The 18,086-nt window shown below is 53.6% G+C and carries 18 protein-coding genes; 7 read left to right on the forward strand and 11 right to left on the reverse strand.

Annotation, left to right across the window (positions count from 1 at the left end):
* Positions 1-34 precede the first annotated feature (34 nt).
* Positions 35-826 (forward strand): archaetidylserine decarboxylase, encoded by a 792-nt coding sequence (asd, locus tag ACTJKB_RS18485; protein WP_440835878.1) that lies wholly within the window; start codon positions 35-37, stop codon positions 824-826.
* A gap of 148 nt (positions 827-974) precedes the next feature.
* On the opposite strand, the gene gpmA is transcribed toward asd, so the two are convergent.
* From gpmA to pdxR, 3 genes are all read right to left on the reverse strand, one after another.
* Positions 975-1,724 carry a 2,3-diphosphoglycerate-dependent phosphoglycerate mutase gene (gene gpmA / locus ACTJKB_RS18490; protein ID WP_440835879.1) on the reverse strand — a complete coding sequence of 250 codons (750 nt, stop codon included), beginning with the start codon at positions 1,722-1,724 and terminating at the stop codon, positions 975-977.
* A gap of 677 nt (positions 1,725-2,401) precedes the next feature.
* Positions 2,402-3,187, reverse strand: a complete 786-nt coding sequence (locus tag ACTJKB_RS18495; protein WP_440835880.1) for a helix-turn-helix domain-containing protein — start codon at positions 3,185-3,187, stop codon at positions 2,402-2,404.
* Between the two features lie 170 nt (positions 3,188-3,357).
* Positions 3,358-4,920 (reverse strand): MocR-like pyridoxine biosynthesis transcription factor PdxR, encoded by a 1,563-nt coding sequence (gene pdxR, locus ACTJKB_RS18500; RefSeq protein WP_440835881.1) that lies wholly within the window; start codon positions 4,918-4,920, stop codon positions 3,358-3,360.
* A gap of 144 nt (positions 4,921-5,064) precedes the next feature.
* On the opposite strand from pdxR, the gene ACTJKB_RS18505 reads away from it, so the two are divergent.
* The 4 genes from ACTJKB_RS18505 to ACTJKB_RS18520 all read left to right on the forward strand — a co-directional run bounded on the left by ACTJKB_RS18505 (position 5,065) and on the right by ACTJKB_RS18520 (position 7,936).
* Positions 5,065-5,679, forward strand: a complete 615-nt coding sequence (locus ACTJKB_RS18505; protein ID WP_074103009.1) for a pyridoxamine 5'-phosphate oxidase family protein — start codon at positions 5,065-5,067, stop codon at positions 5,677-5,679.
* Between the two features lie 43 nt (positions 5,680-5,722).
* A complete protein-coding gene (locus ACTJKB_RS18510; RefSeq protein WP_440835882.1) occupies positions 5,723-6,262 on the forward strand; it encodes a hypothetical protein in 540 nt (179 codons plus the stop codon).
* Between the two features lie 107 nt (positions 6,263-6,369).
* Complete coding sequence (locus ACTJKB_RS18515) at positions 6,370-7,671, forward strand: aminotransferase class I/II-fold pyridoxal phosphate-dependent enzyme (protein WP_440835883.1); 1,302 nt, start codon at positions 6,370-6,372, stop codon at positions 7,669-7,671.
* 154 nt (positions 7,672-7,825) lie between these two features.
* On the forward strand, positions 7,826-7,936 hold the full coding sequence (locus ACTJKB_RS18520) for a hypothetical protein (RefSeq protein WP_020429695.1): 111 nt from the start codon (positions 7,826-7,828) through the stop codon (positions 7,934-7,936).
* 531 nt (positions 7,937-8,467) lie between these two features.
* Here the strand turns inward: ACTJKB_RS18520 and ACTJKB_RS18525 are convergent.
* The 5 genes from ACTJKB_RS18525 to ACTJKB_RS18545 all read right to left on the reverse strand — a co-directional run bounded on the left by ACTJKB_RS18525 (position 8,468) and on the right by ACTJKB_RS18545 (position 13,273).
* Positions 8,468-9,685 (reverse strand): ABC transporter permease, encoded by a 1,218-nt coding sequence (locus ACTJKB_RS18525; RefSeq protein WP_440835884.1) that lies wholly within the window; start codon positions 9,683-9,685, stop codon positions 8,468-8,470.
* A 1-nt stretch (position 9,686) separates the two neighbouring features.
* Positions 9,687-10,433: an ABC transporter ATP-binding protein gene (locus ACTJKB_RS18530; protein WP_440835885.1), complete on the reverse strand. Its 747-nt coding sequence runs from the start codon at positions 10,431-10,433 to the stop codon at positions 9,687-9,689.
* Entirely contained in the window at positions 10,430-11,911 is a 1,482-nt protein-coding gene (locus ACTJKB_RS18535) for a DEAD/DEAH box helicase (RefSeq protein ID WP_440835886.1), read from the reverse strand. Before ACTJKB_RS18535 ends, ACTJKB_RS18530 begins: the two co-directional genes overlap by 4 nt.
* A gap of 102 nt (positions 11,912-12,013) precedes the next feature.
* Complete coding sequence (locus ACTJKB_RS18540; RefSeq protein ID WP_440835887.1) at positions 12,014-12,790, reverse strand: SDR family NAD(P)-dependent oxidoreductase; 777 nt, start codon at positions 12,788-12,790, stop codon at positions 12,014-12,016.
* A 27-nt stretch (positions 12,791-12,817) separates the two neighbouring features.
* Positions 12,818-13,273, reverse strand: coding sequence for a chemotaxis protein CheX (locus ACTJKB_RS18545; protein ID WP_440835888.1), 456 nt, complete (start codon positions 13,271-13,273; stop codon positions 12,818-12,820).
* A gap of 342 nt (positions 13,274-13,615) precedes the next feature.
* Between ACTJKB_RS18545 and ACTJKB_RS18550 the strand changes: the two genes are divergently transcribed.
* Positions 13,616-14,518, forward strand: a complete 903-nt coding sequence (locus ACTJKB_RS18550; protein WP_440835889.1) for a LysR family transcriptional regulator — start codon at positions 13,616-13,618, stop codon at positions 14,516-14,518.
* A 131-nt stretch (positions 14,519-14,649) separates the two neighbouring features.
* A complete protein-coding gene (locus ACTJKB_RS18555; RefSeq protein WP_440835890.1) occupies positions 14,650-15,462 on the forward strand; it encodes a histidinol-phosphatase in 813 nt (270 codons plus the stop codon).
* Between the two features lie 100 nt (positions 15,463-15,562).
* On the opposite strand, the gene ACTJKB_RS18560 is transcribed toward ACTJKB_RS18555, so the two are convergent.
* From ACTJKB_RS18560 to ACTJKB_RS18570, 3 genes are all read right to left on the reverse strand, one after another.
* Positions 15,563-16,309, reverse strand: a complete 747-nt coding sequence (locus ACTJKB_RS18560; RefSeq protein ID WP_440835891.1) for an NADPH-dependent oxidoreductase — start codon at positions 16,307-16,309, stop codon at positions 15,563-15,565.
* A gap of 233 nt (positions 16,310-16,542) precedes the next feature.
* A complete protein-coding gene (locus tag ACTJKB_RS18565; RefSeq protein ID WP_440835892.1) occupies positions 16,543-17,085 on the reverse strand; it encodes a GNAT family N-acetyltransferase in 543 nt (180 codons plus the stop codon).
* 36 nt (positions 17,086-17,121) lie between these two features.
* Positions 17,122-18,057, reverse strand: coding sequence for a metallophosphoesterase (locus ACTJKB_RS18570; RefSeq protein ID WP_440835893.1), 936 nt, complete (start codon positions 18,055-18,057; stop codon positions 17,122-17,124).
* Positions 18,058-18,086 lie beyond the last annotated feature (29 nt).

The raw sequence follows: 18,086 nt of genomic DNA on the forward strand, positions 1-18,086 counted from the left end.
GGCCGTGCTGCTGCATGATGGAAGGGAGATACTCATGGTAAAACAATTGCTGCGGCTGATGACCGAGTTGTCCTCGCACAGATGGCTTTCCCGGTTGATGGGGGCTTTTTCCCATAGCAGACTCAGCCGTTTTATGATCCCGGCATTTATTCGGATTTATCATATTCCCGCTTCTGAAGCAGAGAAGCCTTCCGGGGAATACCTTACACTTAATGAATTTTTCAGCCGTCATCTCAAATCCGGCATGCGTCCGGTCGCCAGCGGCGAGAATGCCGTAGCCAGTCCGGTAGATGCGCTGATTACCGCCATGGGCGAGATTCATTCCGGAACCATAATGAATGTAAAAGGTCAGGATTATGAACTGGAGGAGCTTTTGAACCACTCCCCGCACCTGGAGCTGTACAAAAAAGGTTTTTTCTTCGTGCTGTACTTAAGTCCAACGGATTATCACCGGATTCACGCCCCCCTTACCGGGCGCAAGGTCGAGAGTGAACATATCCGCGGGAGAGCATACCCTGTCAATGAATTCGGCATGAGACATATGAAGGGTGTACTGAGCCGCAACGAACGGCTGATTACTTATATCGCCGGAGCAAACGGTGAAGCCGCAGTAGTGAAGGTCGGCGCGATGAATGTCAGCAGCATCCACTATGCGGATGAGGCGGCTGATGCCTGGGAGATCGGCGACGACCTGGCCTATTTCGAATTTGGCTCCACCGTGGTACTGCTCCTCGAGAACGGCAGCTTCACCCCCCGATCTGGACTTGCCAGCGGGACCAAGGTGAAGATGGGCGAACTGCTGGGCGAGCTGCAGCGTCCGGTGTAGGGAACACAAGTAGAAACGGCTACGCCTCATAATAGGCCGGTATCCGTTTCTGCGAGAAATAGTAGTGTATTTTAACCAAAGGCAGCAGACCTCCGGGATATTCGGAGAGACCTGCTGCCTTTTTAGTTGTACATCTATATCAGACAGATTATTCCGTCACCTTGCTCTGATTCGCCACCTCGCGGGCCTTCTGCTGAACTTCCTCCGGCTCCCCAAGATAGAAGCGGCTAATGGGCTTCACGTCATCATCCAGCTTATAGACCAGAGGGACTCCTGTCGGAACATTCAGATCCAGCAATGCTTTCTCGTCAATGTCCTCCATGAATTTGATCAGGGCCCGCAGCGTATTGCCATGCGCCGAGATCAGCACCCGTTCCTTCTTGCGGACCAGCGGCACAATACGATTGCTCCAGAAATCACCGACGCGGTGCACGGTATCCTCCAGGCTCTCGCCGCGAGGAATATCGCCGGGGCGGACCTCCTTGTAGCGGATATCGTTCCGGGCATAACGCGGATCATCCGGCTCCAGCATCGGAGGACGGACAGACAGGCTGCGCCGCCAGATATGCAGCTGCTCTTCGCCGTATTTTACCGCAGTTTCGCTCTTGCTCAGTCCCTGCAGCGCGCCGTAATGACGCTCATTCAGCTTCCAGGACTTCTGCACGGGAATCCACAACAGGTCCATCTCATCCAGGACATAGCCCAGTGTTTTGATCGAACGTTTCAGCACAGATGCAAAGGCCAGATCGAAAGTATAGCCCGCCTCCTTCAGCAGCTTACCGGCTGCTTTGGCCTCTTCTATCCCCTTCTCCGTCAGATCGGGGTCGCTCCAGCCTGTGAACAGATTCTGGCGGTTGTACTCGCTCTCGCCATGGCGTATCAACACGATTTCGTACATATTCTCTCTCCTCCGGCCTGTAGTTTCTTTCTCGTTCTATCTATACTCATCATAGGCCTCCTGAACGGGTTGTTCAAGACTAATGCTCTCTATCCTTATCCCCCGGCCCAGATGCCCTAATACACACAAACCTTCAAGCCTCCTAAAAGAACAAAATCACCCTAACGGGTGAATCCAGCATCTCATTGCAGCAGATAACGGCATTGCTCCAAATCAGAGGTATTTCTACCTCTCATTCTGCCCGCTAGCCCGTTTACAGTGAGATCAGAGGTATTTCTACTTCTCATTCTGCCCACTAGCCCGTTTACGGCGAGATCAGAGGTATTTCTACCTCTCATTCTGACCGCTAGCCCGTTTACGGCGAGATCATAGGTATTTCCTCTTAGGCCCGTTTAGTTCATTTCGTTTCCTCCGGCCTGTTTCTTCACGTTTATCCCTTTCACTTTTCAATCGGAGTGATCCACCGTTTTTTCCACAGTATAATTTCCTATATAATCAAAAAGACCGGAAGCCCTGTTCCGGCCCGGTTCCCTTCGTTTATCTGGATAAGCTATCATTTCAGGACAAATGGTCAAAACCAATGAACCGTACCTGCCACACTGCTGTTCTTCAATGTCTCCAGCGGTTGCGGACAGTTCTGCTTCCCCCGACCGAAAAAAGTGAAACCAAACGGAGGGTCAGCGGATCTCGGACGGACTTTTGCCGGTGTGCTGCTTGAACTGGCGGCTGAAAAAGAAAATATCGCGGTAGCCCAACGCATCCGCCACCTCGGTTACGTTCATTCCGGCATACAGCAGAAGATGCTGTGCCCGCTCAATCCGGGTGCGGATCACGTAGGACTGGACAGAAGAGCCGGTAATCTCCTTGAATTTGATCGAAAAATAACGTGGGGACAGCCCGGCACGCGCCGCCAGATCCTCCACACGGTGCACCGCTCCTGGATGCTGGCTGACATAGTTGGCTACCTCATGAATGACTTCCGCCAATTGGTTGCTTACATGACGCTCCACAGGCATCACCTGATCCTCACGGAGCAGATGGATCATCAGCTGCTTCAGAATCAGTTGGCCTTCCTCCTCTGCCGCAAAGGTCTTTACGAGAAACAGGCGGACATACCGCGCCAGCAAATGCTCGAACTCCACCGTCTCGGACAGTTCACGGTAAGGCTCGGGAATATCTGTCACATTCTCAGCGACATCAAAATGAATGTATGTAAGCACAAGCGGCTTCTGCGGATTATGTGTCGCGCTGGTGTGATCCCCCGGACGGAACAGGAAGCAGCTCCCCTTCCCCACCTGATAAGGGACTCCTCTGCGCACAACCGTGCCTTCCCCGCTCCAGACATAGAACAAATCATAATTTTGCAGCGGCTTCTCTCTTTTTTGCCATTTCCAGCCCGGTTCGCAGACAATCTTCGCCAGGGCCGGCAGGATCACAAAAGAGGACGGCGATGCATGCAGCATAATGTTCCCTCCTAAAAGTTTGTGAGCTCTACTTCCTGAATATGCTTCGTACAAACTCGCTTCGGAAGCATTATCTTAAGTTTTGCGGAATTCTACTTCTTTGAGATTACTTTGCAGCAAAACTCGCTTCGAAAGCATCCTAACCGTTCCATACTCCCCATAATACCTTGTCACCTTCGATTTTGCACATCCTCCCAGGCCAGCAGCAGACGGTTGACCCCATTCTCGAGCTGTGCACTGTCCAAATGGGCAAAAGAAAAGCAGGCCGCCGGAACGCCCGGTGCAGCCTGGTACAACGCTGCGTCCCGGAAGTCCGTGCCGCGCATAAGCGCCGCCGCCCGGAAGGCGGCGAATTCCGCTCTGCTGCGCCGCCAGTGCGCGTAGATATGCAGCCCCGCATCGCCGGGCAGCGGTTCAAAGAGCAGATCGAGCCGCTCGGACAGCAGCGAGCGGAGGAGCCGGGCACGCTCGCCATAGAGGCGCGTCATCCGCCGCAGATGGCGGCTGTAGCCGCCGGTCTGCATGAAGCGCGCCAAGGCACGCTGCTCTAATTGGCCGCCCGGAAGCGGCTCATACAGCGCCTTGGCGGCGGTCACTGGCCGGATCAGCAAGGGCGGGAGCACGGCATAGCCCAACCGCAGGCTGGAGAACATGCTGTTTGAGAATGAGCCCATGTAGATGACCCGTTCTTCACGGTCGAGTGCCTTCAGCGGTTCTATGGGCCGCCCGCCCCAGCGGAATTCACTGTCGTAATCGTCTTCCACAATTAGCGCTTCCTGCCGCCGCGCCCATTCCAGCAGACGGCGCCGCCGGTCGAGCGGCAGCACAGCGCCGGTGGGGAACTGTCGGCTTGGCGTAACGAACAGCAACCGGGCCGCCCAATCCTGCGGCACCAACCCGCTCCCGTCCACCTTACCCAGCAGCAGCCTCCCGCCTGAGATTTCCACTGCTCTGCGGATGCCGTGAAATCCAGGGTCCTCGGCAACGGCGGGGCTTCCCGGCTCCAGCAAGAGCTGCGTCAGAAGGACGATACCCTGCATCGAGCCGTTGAACAGGACAATTTGCTCCGCCTCTGCCCGGATGCCCCGGGTCACCCGGAGATGGGTGGCAATCGCCAGCCGCAGGCTTTCTTCGCCCTGGGGAGGGCAGTAGCCTTCCATCCTCCCGCCGCTTTTGCCGCCAGCATATTTCAGTGCGCTTCGCCACTCCTCATAAGGAAAGTGCTCCATGAGCATCCCCCGGCTGCGAAAGCTGACGAAGTTCCCTTCCTCCTGTTCATAGATGAGAACATTCCTCTCCATAAGGCGTTGTCCCCAACTGGATAGCGGTATCCCGGTTTTATCACAAGCTGCTCCCACATCTGCAAATGCACGCGTAACCGCATCCCTTGAACCTTCTGACCCAGCAAAAGCCGATGCCGCAGCTACAGCACCTTCAATTTCCTGATCCGCCTCCACCCGCTCCCGCTCCACGGGTTTAAAACTGTCATTTGCTACATAGGTGCCCCGGCCGGTCTCCGTCCGGATGTAGCCGTCAGCCAGCAGCATGTCGTACACCTGTGATGCCGAGCCGCGTGAGATCTGGTACAGCTCCGCCAGCTTTCGGGTAGACGGCAGCCGGGTTCCGCCCGGCAGAGTCCCGCCAAGAATAGCCGCGCGGAGCGCGTGGTATAAGGCCAAATATTTGTAGTGGTGCACCGCCAGATACTGGTCATAAGGCAGCGTAAAATTCATGTTCCCACCCTCTCCACATCAAAGTGGACTAATAAAATTAATGTAAACCGGTCCTTTTTTATTGTCAATTCTTCTTCTATTCTAAGATAACTGTTTACCTCGGAGCATAGGGCTCCGCCATTATTGAGAAAAGGATGTGCCGATATGCGCAGAAAAGAATTTCAGGTAGAGCAGGAAGAGGAGCTGGCCGGTTTTCTAAACGGAATGAGCTTTGGTTTTCTGGGGACCAGCGATGAGATGGGGCTGCCGCGCGTAACGCCGCTCAACTTTGTCTATCTGGAGGGAAACTTCTATTTCCATGGCAGTCACGCCGGAGGCAAAATGAAGAGCATCCGCCACAATCAGCGGGTATGCTTCACTGTTGCCGACGAATATGCCATCATTCCTTCCTATTTCAGCGATCCCGAGCTTGCCTGCCCTGCCACCGCCTATTTCAAAAGCGTAACCGCTTATGGACAAGCGGAGCTTGTAGAAGACCTCGCCGAAAAAGCAGCCGTACTCGCTCTTTTTATGCAAAAGCTCCAGCCGGAAGGAGGCTATGCCCCGATTGATGCCGAAGATCCCAGATACCGCTCAGCTCTGAAGGGTGTTGCCGTTGTGCGGATCGTTCCCGAAGAAGTAACCGCCAAATTCAAATTTGGCCAGAATCTGAAGGAAGATGCGCGAAATGCCGTTACTCAGGGGCTTCAGGACAGAAACGGGGCACGTGATGCCGAAACCATCGCCATGATGGAAAAATACTGCCCCTACCACTCCTGAGTGGTAGAATATAGCTGTATCTATTTGTATATTTCACTGTAGATTGGCGGGATGGAATTTGGAGTATCTGTACCACTACTATGATAAATCTGCCGGACCGTTTCGGAATTTATCCGACCTGGCACCGGAGGAAGCGGAGCATGTTCTTGCGGACATACGCCAGAAGAACAAGGGATTTGCCAGCAAACGCTCAGCGGATTATCTCGATATCCGGCGCAGCCTGGAGCACAAGGCACGGGAGGCTTTTATTGCCAAAGGAGGCCGCCCCGTCCGCCAGCAGCCCCACTATATGACCTTTGGAAGCTGTCCGTGGCTGCTGGAATGGTATCCTAGCGGTATGGAGCTAAGGATTCCGTTGGACTGCTTTTCTCCTGGCTGTATCAGCTTCACGTATGGCGATTTGTTTCCCACAATGAGAGTTCTGGACGGTAAGCCTTACCGGGGACAGGTATACCTGCTTACGGAGATCCGGGAAGTCATTTCGCAATTCGGCTGGCCTCAGGAATGGAATGCCGGGGGAACCCATGGGCCAGAGCGCTATATCGAGGTTCAGGTCTGGGAGGATCCGCCACAAATATTTTAAAAGTAATGGGAATTGCCTCTTTCATCAGTGACGGCGGTGAATCACGGTGATATAATGTTAGGCAATGTTAACGTATATCCCAGAAGAATACCGGAAGGATGAAACCGATGAATCCACTGGCTGGACAATTGAATGACAACATCAAGGCAGGCAATGAACATGTATACGATATGCTCTCCAATCTTGGCAAAGCGCTGTATTATCCCAAAGAGGGTATTCTGAGCCAATCCGCTGAAGCGGCTGCTCATGCCAAGAAATACAATGCAACCATTGGTATTGCCACTGAAAAAGGTGTACCTATGCACCTCGGTGTTATTCAGGATAAGCTCTCAGCTTACAGCCCCAAGGACTTGTATGGTTATGCTCCGCCAGCAGGCAAACCGGAGCTGCGCACCGTATGGCGGGAGAAAATGCTTCGCGAGACGCCGTCGCTTGAAGGCAAGTCCTTCGGTAACCCTATCGTTACCAATGCCCTGACTCACGGGCTCAGCATCGTTGCCGACCTATTCGCCGATCAAGGCGATGCTGTCATCTATCCGGACAAAAACTGGGAGAATTACGAGCTGACCTTCGGCGTGCGCCGTCTCAGCGATACCGTTACCTATCCGCTTTTCACTGAAGATATGAGCTTCAACAGCGCGGGGCTGCTGGATGCACTGCTGGCCCAGAAGGACCGCGGCAAAGCCATTGTGCTGCTCAACTTCCCGAATAACCCTACAGGCTATACTCCGGGAATCAAGGAAGGCGAAGCGATCGTGGCTTCTATTCTGCGCGCTGCAGAAGAAGGCATCAATGTCGTAGTGGTCAGCGACGACGCCTATTTCGGACTCTTTTTCGAAGATTCACTGAAGGAGTCCCTCTTCGGCCGTCTGGCCAATCTGCATCCGCGTGTACTCGCTGTGAAGATTGACGGAGCGACCAAAGAAGAGTTTGTCTGGGGCTTCCGCGTCGGCTTCATCACCTATGCTTCAGACAGCAAGGAAGTGCTCGCTGCCCTGGAACAGAAGACGATGGGGATTATCCGCGCCACCATCTCTAGCGGGCCGCATCCTTCACAGACCTTTGTACTGGATGCGCTCAAGTCGCCTGAATTTGCGGAGCAGAAGGAAGAGAAGTTCCAGATCATGAAGGGCCGTGCCAACAAGGTGAAGGCACTGCTGGACAGCGGCAAATACGGCGACGAGGTCTGGACCTACTATCCTTTCAACTCCGGATACTTCATGTGCCTGAAGCTGCATACCGTTCACGCTGACGCCCTGCGTCTGCACCTGATCCATAACTACGGCCTGGGTACGATTGCCCTGGGTGAGACCGATCTGCGCGTGGCCTTCTCCTGTATTGAAGAAGATCAGCTTGAGGATCTGTTCGATATGGTCTATTCCGGAATCCGCGATCTGGAAAAAGCCTGATTGAACAAGTTTTGACCATAGAAGTCAGCCCCGGTGTACCGGGGCTGACTTTTTTTGCAGGCGGTTATGGCATTGGCCTATACACGTTGTTCCCTCCGCACATACAATACGGTGTACTCAAGTACAACAACTTACACGCGAAAGGGGAATGAACATGAGCGAAGAAGTTAGAGGCGGATATGGATACCCTGGGTTTACAAGCACTGGTGCAATTCTGGTTCTCTTTATCCTGCTGGTCATCATCAGCCGTTCACTCTTTGTCTAACCGGGAATAACCATCCCGGGAGGGAGCCCCGGCTCTCTCCCGTCCTACCCGCGTTGCACACCATTCCCTGCTCCATGCGGAAGTAAAGATGGAATTCTCAGTTCCAGATGTACGTCTAGATAGTCTTATCCCTCATGATTTTAGAAAAAGACGCCTTGAGCGGAGCCAGTACTCCTGCCCAGGCGTCTTTTTCAGATATAGAATGATACTGCTTGAAGTGGAGACTTGAAAGCCATGACGAAAACAATGAAGCCCCTTAGGAATTAAAGGTAGAATTAAAGCTAGAGCTGAAGTTGAAGTTAAAGTTACGTGGAATAAGTAGACCTAAATCGGCTGTAACCCTGGATTCAGAAGGTTTAATGGGATTTCGTCCACCTAATTCACATATAATCATCCAATATATCCTTTTTCAGCATAATTAGTGATCATTTTTCCAACATAAGATATTCCATGGGCCAAATGAGCTCATGTAGTGATCCTTTTTCCATTTGGAATAATAAACCGCTCATCAAGCTCCCAAGTTCACTCTCTCTAGATGTCGTCGTCCTCCTGCGCAGTTTTGCGGGAAGCACGGGTCTTGAATAGATAGGCCAGCAGCGCACCGGCAAGAAAGGTGCCGATTACAGGCAGTGGACGCTCTACAACCGCGGTCAGGAATGGCAGACCGGTCAGCACAGCGAGCAGCAAATGCGCGCGGAAAATGAACTGAATCGTACTGCTTGCCTTGCTGCCCTCCGGCAGAGGATAGACCGTCAGCCAGAACGACTCACTGTGCAGCTTACGCAGTGCTGACAACTGTACGCCCATGATGAACAGGAAGAACAGATAAATGCCGCTGCCCACGTAGCTGCCCCGGTTCCACCAGACCAGCAGCAGCGACAGAACTGCAATTCGCAGCACAATGCCGAAGATGTCGCCCCGGGCGAAGCTTTTGGTCAGGAGGAAGCGGTAGGCGGTATTACGCCGCCATGAGATGCCCCCGCCCCATTTGGACAAGTAACGCCGGGTATAGACCCGCTGCTCCCGTCCCGGCACATCCACGAACCAGCCCAGAATCATCAGCGCTATCGCCCCCTGATTGCGTTCGGTGGCAATGAGTCGTTCCCAGGGAACGGAGTGCCGTCCGGGAACTGCCAGCGCCGCCAGATAGGCTGCGGCCAGAATCACAATGAAGATCAGTGCACGCAGAGAGGGCTGCCACAGCCATGCGGCAATCATCAGCCCGGAGACTGCCCAGCGCAGCAGGTTATACCCAAGAGCAGCCGGACGGGACAGCATGGTAAGCTCCCGCCACAGGCCAAAGCTTGCCAGCAGCTTCACCAGGATCAGGACAACAAGTGTGGCAAGCAGCATTTGATGAGAATCATCCGTGCGTATGTAGAGAGGCCATAGTGTAATCAGCACGAAGGCTAGCCGCAGAATCTTCCAGACATTCCCGGCAACCCAGGCTGGAGCGAAATATTCCTTCATCCGGTGCCCCTGCGGCAGCAGAAAGATGGTGTCAGGACTCTGCAGATACGTCCTGAAGCTGCTATGTGCTACCGCAGGAAGAAGGAGAACCAGCATAATCCAGCGAATCGGAATGCCTGCCGGAATATCACGGAGTAGTGAAGTGTACCAGGCCGAGAAGATAATTAACACCAGCAGGAACAGCATGGCTACACCGCTCTGAATGATATAACCCATGTAAGGAATCAGGCTCCCGGTGAACCGGCTGCGCCGCTGCCGGCGCAGCTCCTTCAAATCCATATCATTTCCCTCCTTGAACCAATTCGTAGAACAGCTGCTCCAGATTCAATCCCTGCAGCCCGGCAGCCGCGGTCATTTCCGCCAGCGTGCCCTCCGCGATCACCTGGCCGCGGTGCAGGACAATGAAGCGGTCGCAGTAATTCTCGATGGTAGAGAGAATATGGGAGCTTAACAGAATGGAAGCCCCGGATTTCTTCAGATCCAGCATGAAATCGAGCAGGGAACGGATGCCCAGCGGATCCAGTCCCAGAAAAGGCTCGTCAATCACATACAGCGCCGGACGCGCCACGAAAGCGCACATAATCATGACCTTCTGCTTCATGCCCTTGGATAAATGCGAGGACAGAGTATCCATCTTGTCCTCCATGTTAAAGAGTGCGGCCAGCTGGCTGCTGCGGGATTCATAATCGTTGCGGTCCACACCGTAAGCCCTGGCGGTAAATTCCACATGCTCGCGGACCGTCATTTCCTCATAGAGCAGCGGCGACTCCGGTACAAAAGACAGCGCTCCATGATAGGCTTCCGGATCACTGCTCCGGGTCTTGCCCTGGACGGTGATCTCGCCTTTATGCGGTGACATCAGGCCCAGAATATGCTTCATAGTCGTGCTTTTACCTGCTCCGTTCAATCCAATCAGCCCGACCATTTCTCCAGGCTGCACCTGAAGGCCGATATCATGAAGCACCGGCTTGTTCAGGCTGTAACCTCCGCTTAAGCCCGTAATTTGCAGTACGGGGGCAGTATTCATTGACCGTCACCTCTCGGGGTTTTGTCTTTGAGCCATTTTGGCGCTCCCTTATTCTTGCGGTTCTTCTCGCGCTCTGCACTGCTGCGCGCCTTGCTTGCAGGAGCGCCGCTCCGGGCCCCTGCGGCGGTACCCGGGCTGCGGCGCTGCTGATCGCGCCGCTCTTCGAAGCCCGCTGCCGTACCCGGCTGCGGTGCTTGTGCCCCGGCTGCGGAGGCCGGGCCTCCCGCTGCCGAAGTCCGCACCTGCGGCTTGCTGCTGCGCGCCGCAAATCCGTCCGCGCGCGGGCTGCTGCCCTCGCGGCGTCCCGAATCCGTCCCGCCGCGGTACTCGCTGCGGGCCTCATCGGCGGCGCGTACCTTGCCGCCTACCATTTCCTTCTCCTCCAGCTGGATGTCCAGCTCCTTGGCGAACTTGCGCATGATGAACGTCTGCTGCTCCGTGACGATCGTTACGGACAGGCCGCGGCGTCCCATGCGGCCCGTGCGCCCGGCCCGGTGCACATAGTGCTCCGAGTCGAAGGCCGGATCGAAGCTGACGACCAGCGTCAGATTCTCAATATCCAGGCCCCGGGCGGCCACGTCGCTGGCCACCAGCACACGGAATTTGCCGTCACGGAAGCGGGCCAGCACATTGCTGCGCGTCACCTTATCCGCATCGCCGTAGAGTGCGGCTGCCGTCAGACCCAGATGATTCAGCTTGGCAGTCACCTCAGCGATATCGTCGGTGGCATTGACGAACACAATCGCCCGCTCCGGGTTGTAATGGCGGATCACACGGCGCAGCATATCTATCTTATTTCGCTCCTCGGTCACCACGTAGTGATGCTCAAGGCTCTGCGCAGTCATGACACCCGGATCAATACCGACTTCAGCCGGGTTCTTCATCTCCCGTGCTGCAAGCGCCTTCGTCTCCGGCCCGATGGTCGCTGACAGCATGACCAATTGACGCGTACGCAGCGCGCTGCTGACGATCTTCGCCACCTCGCCTGCTCCGCTGAGCTGGAACATCTGGTCCGCTTCATCGATGACAATCGTGGTCACCTCATGCATCTTCAGCTTACGCAGACCAATCAGCTCCCGGATACGTCCGGGGGTACCCACAACAAGTTGCGGATGCTCACGCAGCTTATCAATCTGGCGCTTGATCGCTGCGCCTCCAATCAGACCCATCACCTTGATGCCGCGATGAGCCCCATAACGTTCCGCCTCGCGGAGAATCTGCATCGCCAGCTCCTGAGTAGGTGCCAGCACCAGCTTCTGCATCCCTTTCTGCTCGGGATTAATTCCCTGGAGCAGCGGCAGGAGGTACGCCAGCGTCTTACCGGTCCCTGTCTGGGATGCGGCAAGCACATCTCTTCCCTCCAGCAGCAGAGGAATGGTCTGCTCCTGAACAGGGGATGGATCTTGAATGCCGAATTCTGACAATCGGGCAACGAGGTCTTCCTGGATCCCGATGGCCGCAAAAGAAGCTTTATTCATAATTGTAATTCATCCTTTTCGTTGAGATAATATGTTCATTATATGCCAAAAAAGCCTCTCCACCAAATGGAAGGCCGTTTGATCATTCTAAAGCCATTGTTATTATTTCCGGTTCATCATATTGTAGGTAAGCTTGTCCGCCAGACGGGGAAAAAGACCATAGAGGCGGATACCCAACGCCGCGAAGCCGGGAAGATCAATTTCTTCCTTTCCCTTCTCGATCAGCTTCACCATCTTCTTGGCCACATGTTCCGGTGTCATCATAATCCGGGCGACACTTTTCTCATAGCTGCCGGAAGGGTCAGCTGTACGGAAGAACTCCGTGGCAATCGGTCCCGGATTGACTGCCGAGACGATGATCCCCTGCTGGCGCAACTCCTGGCGCAGTGCGTTCGTGAAGCCCAGCACAGCGTGTTTGGTTGCGCTATAAGCAACGGACCGTGCCGTGCCGATCTTGCCGGCCATCGACGCCACATTGACAATCTGTCCGCTTCCCCGTTCCAGCATATGCGGGACTACAGCCTTGGTACACCGTACGATGCCCATGTAATTTACATCCATCATCTCATCAAATTCGCGGGACTCCATCTCGGTAAATGAAGCGAATTTTCCATAGCCGGCATTATTCAGCAGAACATCAATCCTGCCATATGTGCTAAGGATGTCCGCAAAGGTCTTCACTACCTGCTCCTCATCGGTCACGTCACAGATATACAGTCCAAAAACGCCCGGGATACCGGCCGCAGTTTCTTTCAGCTTGTCCTCCGAACGGGCCAGAAGGATAGGTACAGCCCCACGCTTGCTAAGCATCTGGGCCGTCAGCGCTCCAATCCCGCTCGAAGCTCCTGTAATAACAACCACCTTGTCTTGTAGTACCATGAATTTAGTTCAGCTCCAATTGTCCGACTAAGAGATCATTACCTGAATATCAAGCTCTCCGATGCCTTCCATCAGGAGCGGAATGCTCAGCGCTCTGCGCGGCATTACCGACATGCCATCTGTCTTCATCAGCTTCGGCGGAGTAATATCCACGGCTACCCCCTGATTCGACAAAATGGTGCTGGCGTTACCGCTGATCATGTTGCCCAGTTCCGAAATCGCACTCTGGCCCATCTCGTCCATTTCCGTAATCACATACCCACCCATCATGGCAGACACAATCTTGAGTGCTACCTGTTCAGCGATCCCGAAAATAATATTCCCGCTCAACTGACCTGTCATTCCCACCTGTATCCATATATGATTATCAATCAGTTCAATGTCCTTTATGCCCAGATTACCAGTGGATGGCGAGACCTGTATCACCTGTTCAATTACAATTCTTGCAGATTCTAAAAACGGATTGATTACTTCTGCTTTCATGAAAGTGCTGTCCCCCCTCTACCAGGCTTTAGTCATGTACCAAAAGTCCTAAGTAATAATGATTTATTATACTTCATATATCGGTATTATTCACCAAAAATTAATGGTCTTGTCGAAGGAATTATGAAGTTAGTTTTCCGGGCAACATTGCCCTGCCGGAGGTTATCTCCTATAATTTAATCAAATGCCGACATCCGGCGTAAGATAGATATAGAAAAGCAGCGTCATCTATATTCATAACCCTACTCCATAAGAGGACTCCCGAGTCCTGTGAAAAGCATTTTTTTATGATCCTATACACAAAAGGCGGCATCCATCATCAGGCCAAAAGGGGGTACGTCCATGAATATCAGCCAGCTAGAGACGCTGATTACCATCTCCAAAACCATGAGCTTCCGTAAGGCGGGGGAACTACTCAATTTGACCCAGCCGGCGGTATCGGCGCAGATCAAAAGCCTTGAAGAAGAGTTCAAAACCCAGCTCGTAGACCGGAACCAGCCGGTAACACTGACAGACAGGGGACAGGTATTTCTCTCACACGCGGAACAGATTGTAAGTATCGTCGATGAGCTTAAGCAGCGCCTTGCAGATTTGGAAGAGAATCCCCAGGGGCATATTATACTCGGTACGACCACCTCAATCGCCATTCAGATTCTGCCGCGAATCCTTTCTTATTTTCAGGACCAGTTCCCGCATATCAAAACTTCAATTTCGTCCATGTCCTCATCACAAATTTATCAGCATGTGGAGAACGGCCTGGTCGATGTCGGTATCGGCTACTTGATCGGTCGTAGTCCGGGAATGACTACCTCTGTACTCTACTATGACACCTTTGAATTAGTGGTTTCCCCCCGTCATCCTCTCGCACAGGTCAAGACAGCCGGTATTGAAGCGCTGCGCAATACCCCGCTCATCCTGCTCTCGCCGGACACAGTCGGCCGGAGATTCGCGGATGATGTGTTCGCCAAGCATGGCATCCAGCCGCAGGTTATCATGGAGCTGACCAGCAGTGAGGAAGTCAAACGGATGGTGGAGCTGGATCTTGGCGCGGCGGTAATTTCCAAGCAGTCGGTATCGGCTGAGGTGCGTAATGGCACCCTTAAGATCGTCCCGATTATTGAGCTTGAGGTCACTCATCCTGTGGGCGTGATTACAAAATCAGGAAAATACGTCAATTCTGCCATGCGGCAGTTTCTAAGCGACCTCAAGGGGATGCCGGAAGCCCAATTCATCGGGTCAGAATGAACCTATAAAGTGAAGTGTATTCCGAATACTCAGCGGGGGCACCGGACACCCGATAAAATCCCCCCGCGAAGTGAAGACTATACTTCTAAAGCTTACTTCCGCTAATTTTGGCCTAAGGAGATGTTCTAACCATGAAATTCGACCTGCATACCCATCATTTCCGCTGCGGCCACGCTGACGGAACGATCAGGGATTATATTGAAGCCGGAATTGCTGCGGGGCTCGAAGTGATCGGTATTTCTGACCATACCCCTTACTTCGGTAGTCCGTCGGAGCAGGCTTTTCCCCATATTGCCATGGCCAAATCCGAACTTGCCCATTATGTAGAAGAAGTACTGGCCCTGCAAAAAGAATACGCAGGTACCATTGATGTTCTGCTAGGCATCGAATCGGACTACTTCCCGGAACATGCAGAGCTGTACCGCCGTACCTTGTCGGCTTACCCGTTTGATTACATCATCGGCTCGGTACACAATGTGGGCGGGGTGAGCATTTTCAATAAAGGCCGCTGGAAAGGGCTGGACCAGAAAGGGAAGATTGCCAGCAAGGCTGAGTATTACCGGCTGATTACCGCCTCTGCACGCAGCGGGATGTTCCAGATCCTCGGTCACATTGATGCTATGAAGGGTAATTTCCCACAGTTCTCGGATATCCCCGCAACTGCTGAAATCGATGAATGCCTGCGCGTGATCGGGGAATGCGGCATCGCTATTGAGATCAACACCTCTGGAAGCACCAAGCTGTGCGGCGGGTGGTACCCCTCGGATGATATCCTGGCGCGCGCACTGCATTACGGCGTTGAAGTTACCTTTGGCTCCGATGCGCATAAGCCTTCCCGCGTCGCCGATCAGCATGAAGCTGTAGTGGCCAGGCTTAAGGAAATCGGGTTCGATCATTGGGTATACTTCAAGCAGACGGCAAAAATCTCTGTGCCGCTCCAATAGTTCAGCGTACAGTTATGCTATAGCTACACAAAAATGCACCCAGCCTTGAACATGATGGACGACTGCTGTCGTCTACCGTGAGTGGCTATGGTGCATTTTGTTATTTTGTCAGGTTATCACAGGTGAAGCCCTGCTGCTTCAGTGTATGCTGCGCATCCCCATACTGGGGATTAAGGGTATAGAAGTGGGCAATGGTGCTGCTCCAGTCCCTCTCCGTCAACCCCTGAGCCTGCAGGGACATGCGGTGGGTCAGGTTATATTCTTCAATCAGGCCCTTCACCTCCGGATTGTACCGCTCCTCATGAAGAACAGCTTCCCTGGGAAGTCTTGGCTTCTTCGGCAGCTCCCCGGCAGGGTAGCCGACACACAGCCCGACAATCGGGAATACATATTCCGGCAATTGCAGAAGCTCTATCACCTCTGCTGTATGACGGCGGACTCCGCCAATCGGGATGATGCCCAGCCCCAGCGACTCCGCTGCAGCAATGGCATTGGATAAGGCAATCCCCACATCCGTAGCGCCGACAAGCAGCGCATCCACGTCCCTGGCGGCCTCGAAAGGTTGTCCTTCCAGCTCGCTTGCCACTTTGGCCCGGTAGAAATCCATGCAAAACACTAAAAATACCGGCGCTTCCGCCACATGCTTCTGATTTCCGCTCAGCACCGCAAGCTGTTTGCGGCGCTCTTCACTCCGCACGGCAATAATGGATACCTGCTGACCGTGAACCCAGGACGGGGCTGCCTGGGCGGCTTCGATAATGGTTTTTAGCTTCTCCGGCTCCACGGGCTGCTCATAATACTGCCGGAAGGAGCGGTGATTCATTAATGTTCGGATCACTTCGTTCAAAGGATGATAACCTCCTGGTCTATTAACTGCTGTATTAAGTCCATCATATCCTAATTTCCCGGGAAGCCGCCAGTCTCGGCCAAGCTGCTCTATATTCCCGATAACGGTTCCCAGGAGAATCCGCACAAAAAAAATGGACCCGAATCATCGGGTCCCAACAGCATTTATATTTCAAAAGGGGGTCATGTACTTAGTTTAACCGGACACTGTTAGAGTTTCATAACGGCATTATTTCATTTGTGTAACAATGTGAATACTTTCATTACATCCCCCGAGCTGCCCGGCATAGGGAGGATTCGCTCCAGGGTTAACCCGTTCTTGATCATGACACGCTCCGATCTGAGGTTGTCGCCACGGCAGCGTCCCTCGATCTTCAGAAGTCCCAGCTCCTGAATGGCGTAATCCAGCAGCAGCCCGACTGCTTCAGTGGCGAGTCCCTGCCCCCACCATAACGGATTCAGCATATATCCAAGCACGGCCTTACTCTCATGGCGGTTCCAGTTCTGCAGAGAAACTGTTCCAATCAGTTCCTGCTGTCCTCTGACATAAATCCCGGCATGGAGTGCGCAAGGGTCAAAGGCATACAGCATCCGGGTCACCAGCTTCTCCAGATAGGTATGCGGTGAACCGTCCCCATGGCGCAGCAGAATATGAGGCTTCACTTCCGGATGCATTAGCAGCGAACTGAGCACCCCGGCATCGGTGGATGGCATCGTCCTTAGTTCAACTTTTTCGCCTTGCCTTGCCATGGATAATACCGTATCGAAAGTGCTCATGGGCTTCTCCTTTTCTATGCCGGGACCTTATTTGTACTACGCGCGCCGCAGAGTGAAAATGGTGAGTTCAGGTCTGCACATGAACCGGAATGGCATATAGGTTTCGCCAAACCCTCTGTTCACATACACGGGCATTCGCTTCTTCTCCGTATAATACAAACCGCTTATGTACTTGTTGCCTCCGTATGGCGTGTATGCCGCACCCAGAAAGGGCAGGCGGATCTGCCCGCCATGACTGTGACCGGACAATTGGAGATGGAAAGGATATGCTTCTGCCGTATCTGCATAATCCGGCTCATGCATCATGAGCAGCGTGAACATATCCTCAGGAACACCCTTCAGGGCAGCCTGGGGATCAGGCTTGCCATGCAGCATGTCGTCAATACCAGTAACCGCGATGGCCGCTCCCCCCTGCTGTACCAGATACGATTGATTCCGCAGCACGCGGAATCCGGCGTCGTTCAGCAGGCGGGTAAGCAGCTCTGTATTCTTATAATCATGATTGCCCAGGATTGCATATTTGCCAAGCGGTGCGCTCAGCTCTGCGAGAATCGGTACGGACTCCTTCAGATCCTCGGCATAGCTGTCCACAATATCGCCAGTGAAGCAGATGATGTCGGGCTGGGCCTCCTTAATATGTCCAGCCAGCCGCTTCAGATCATGCACATCCTTGTTAAAACCCAAATGTACATCACTGAAATGAACCAGCCGCGTGCCGGCAAAAGCGGACGGAAGATTCTTAAAGGACAATTCCAGCCGGGTAATGTCCAGCCAGTTAGGCTCTCCCTGCCAGGCGTAGCCGCTGGTGAGCAGACCTGCCCCAATTACGGTAGCCGCTCCCCTTGCGAGAAACTGGCGGCGGGTGATTTTGCGGCCACCGCCTGTCTGTGGGGGCGGAGCACTATGCCCGGGACTGACTTCTGCAGTAGCTGTCATAAGGCCCGGAGAAGCCCCAGACGGTTTATTATTCATAGAGAGGTTCTCCTTTCTTGCAGGATAGT

The organism is Paenibacillus sp. 22594, from assembly GCF_052044425.1.
GTDB lineage: Bacteria > Bacillota > Bacilli > Paenibacillales > Paenibacillaceae > Paenibacillus_AQ.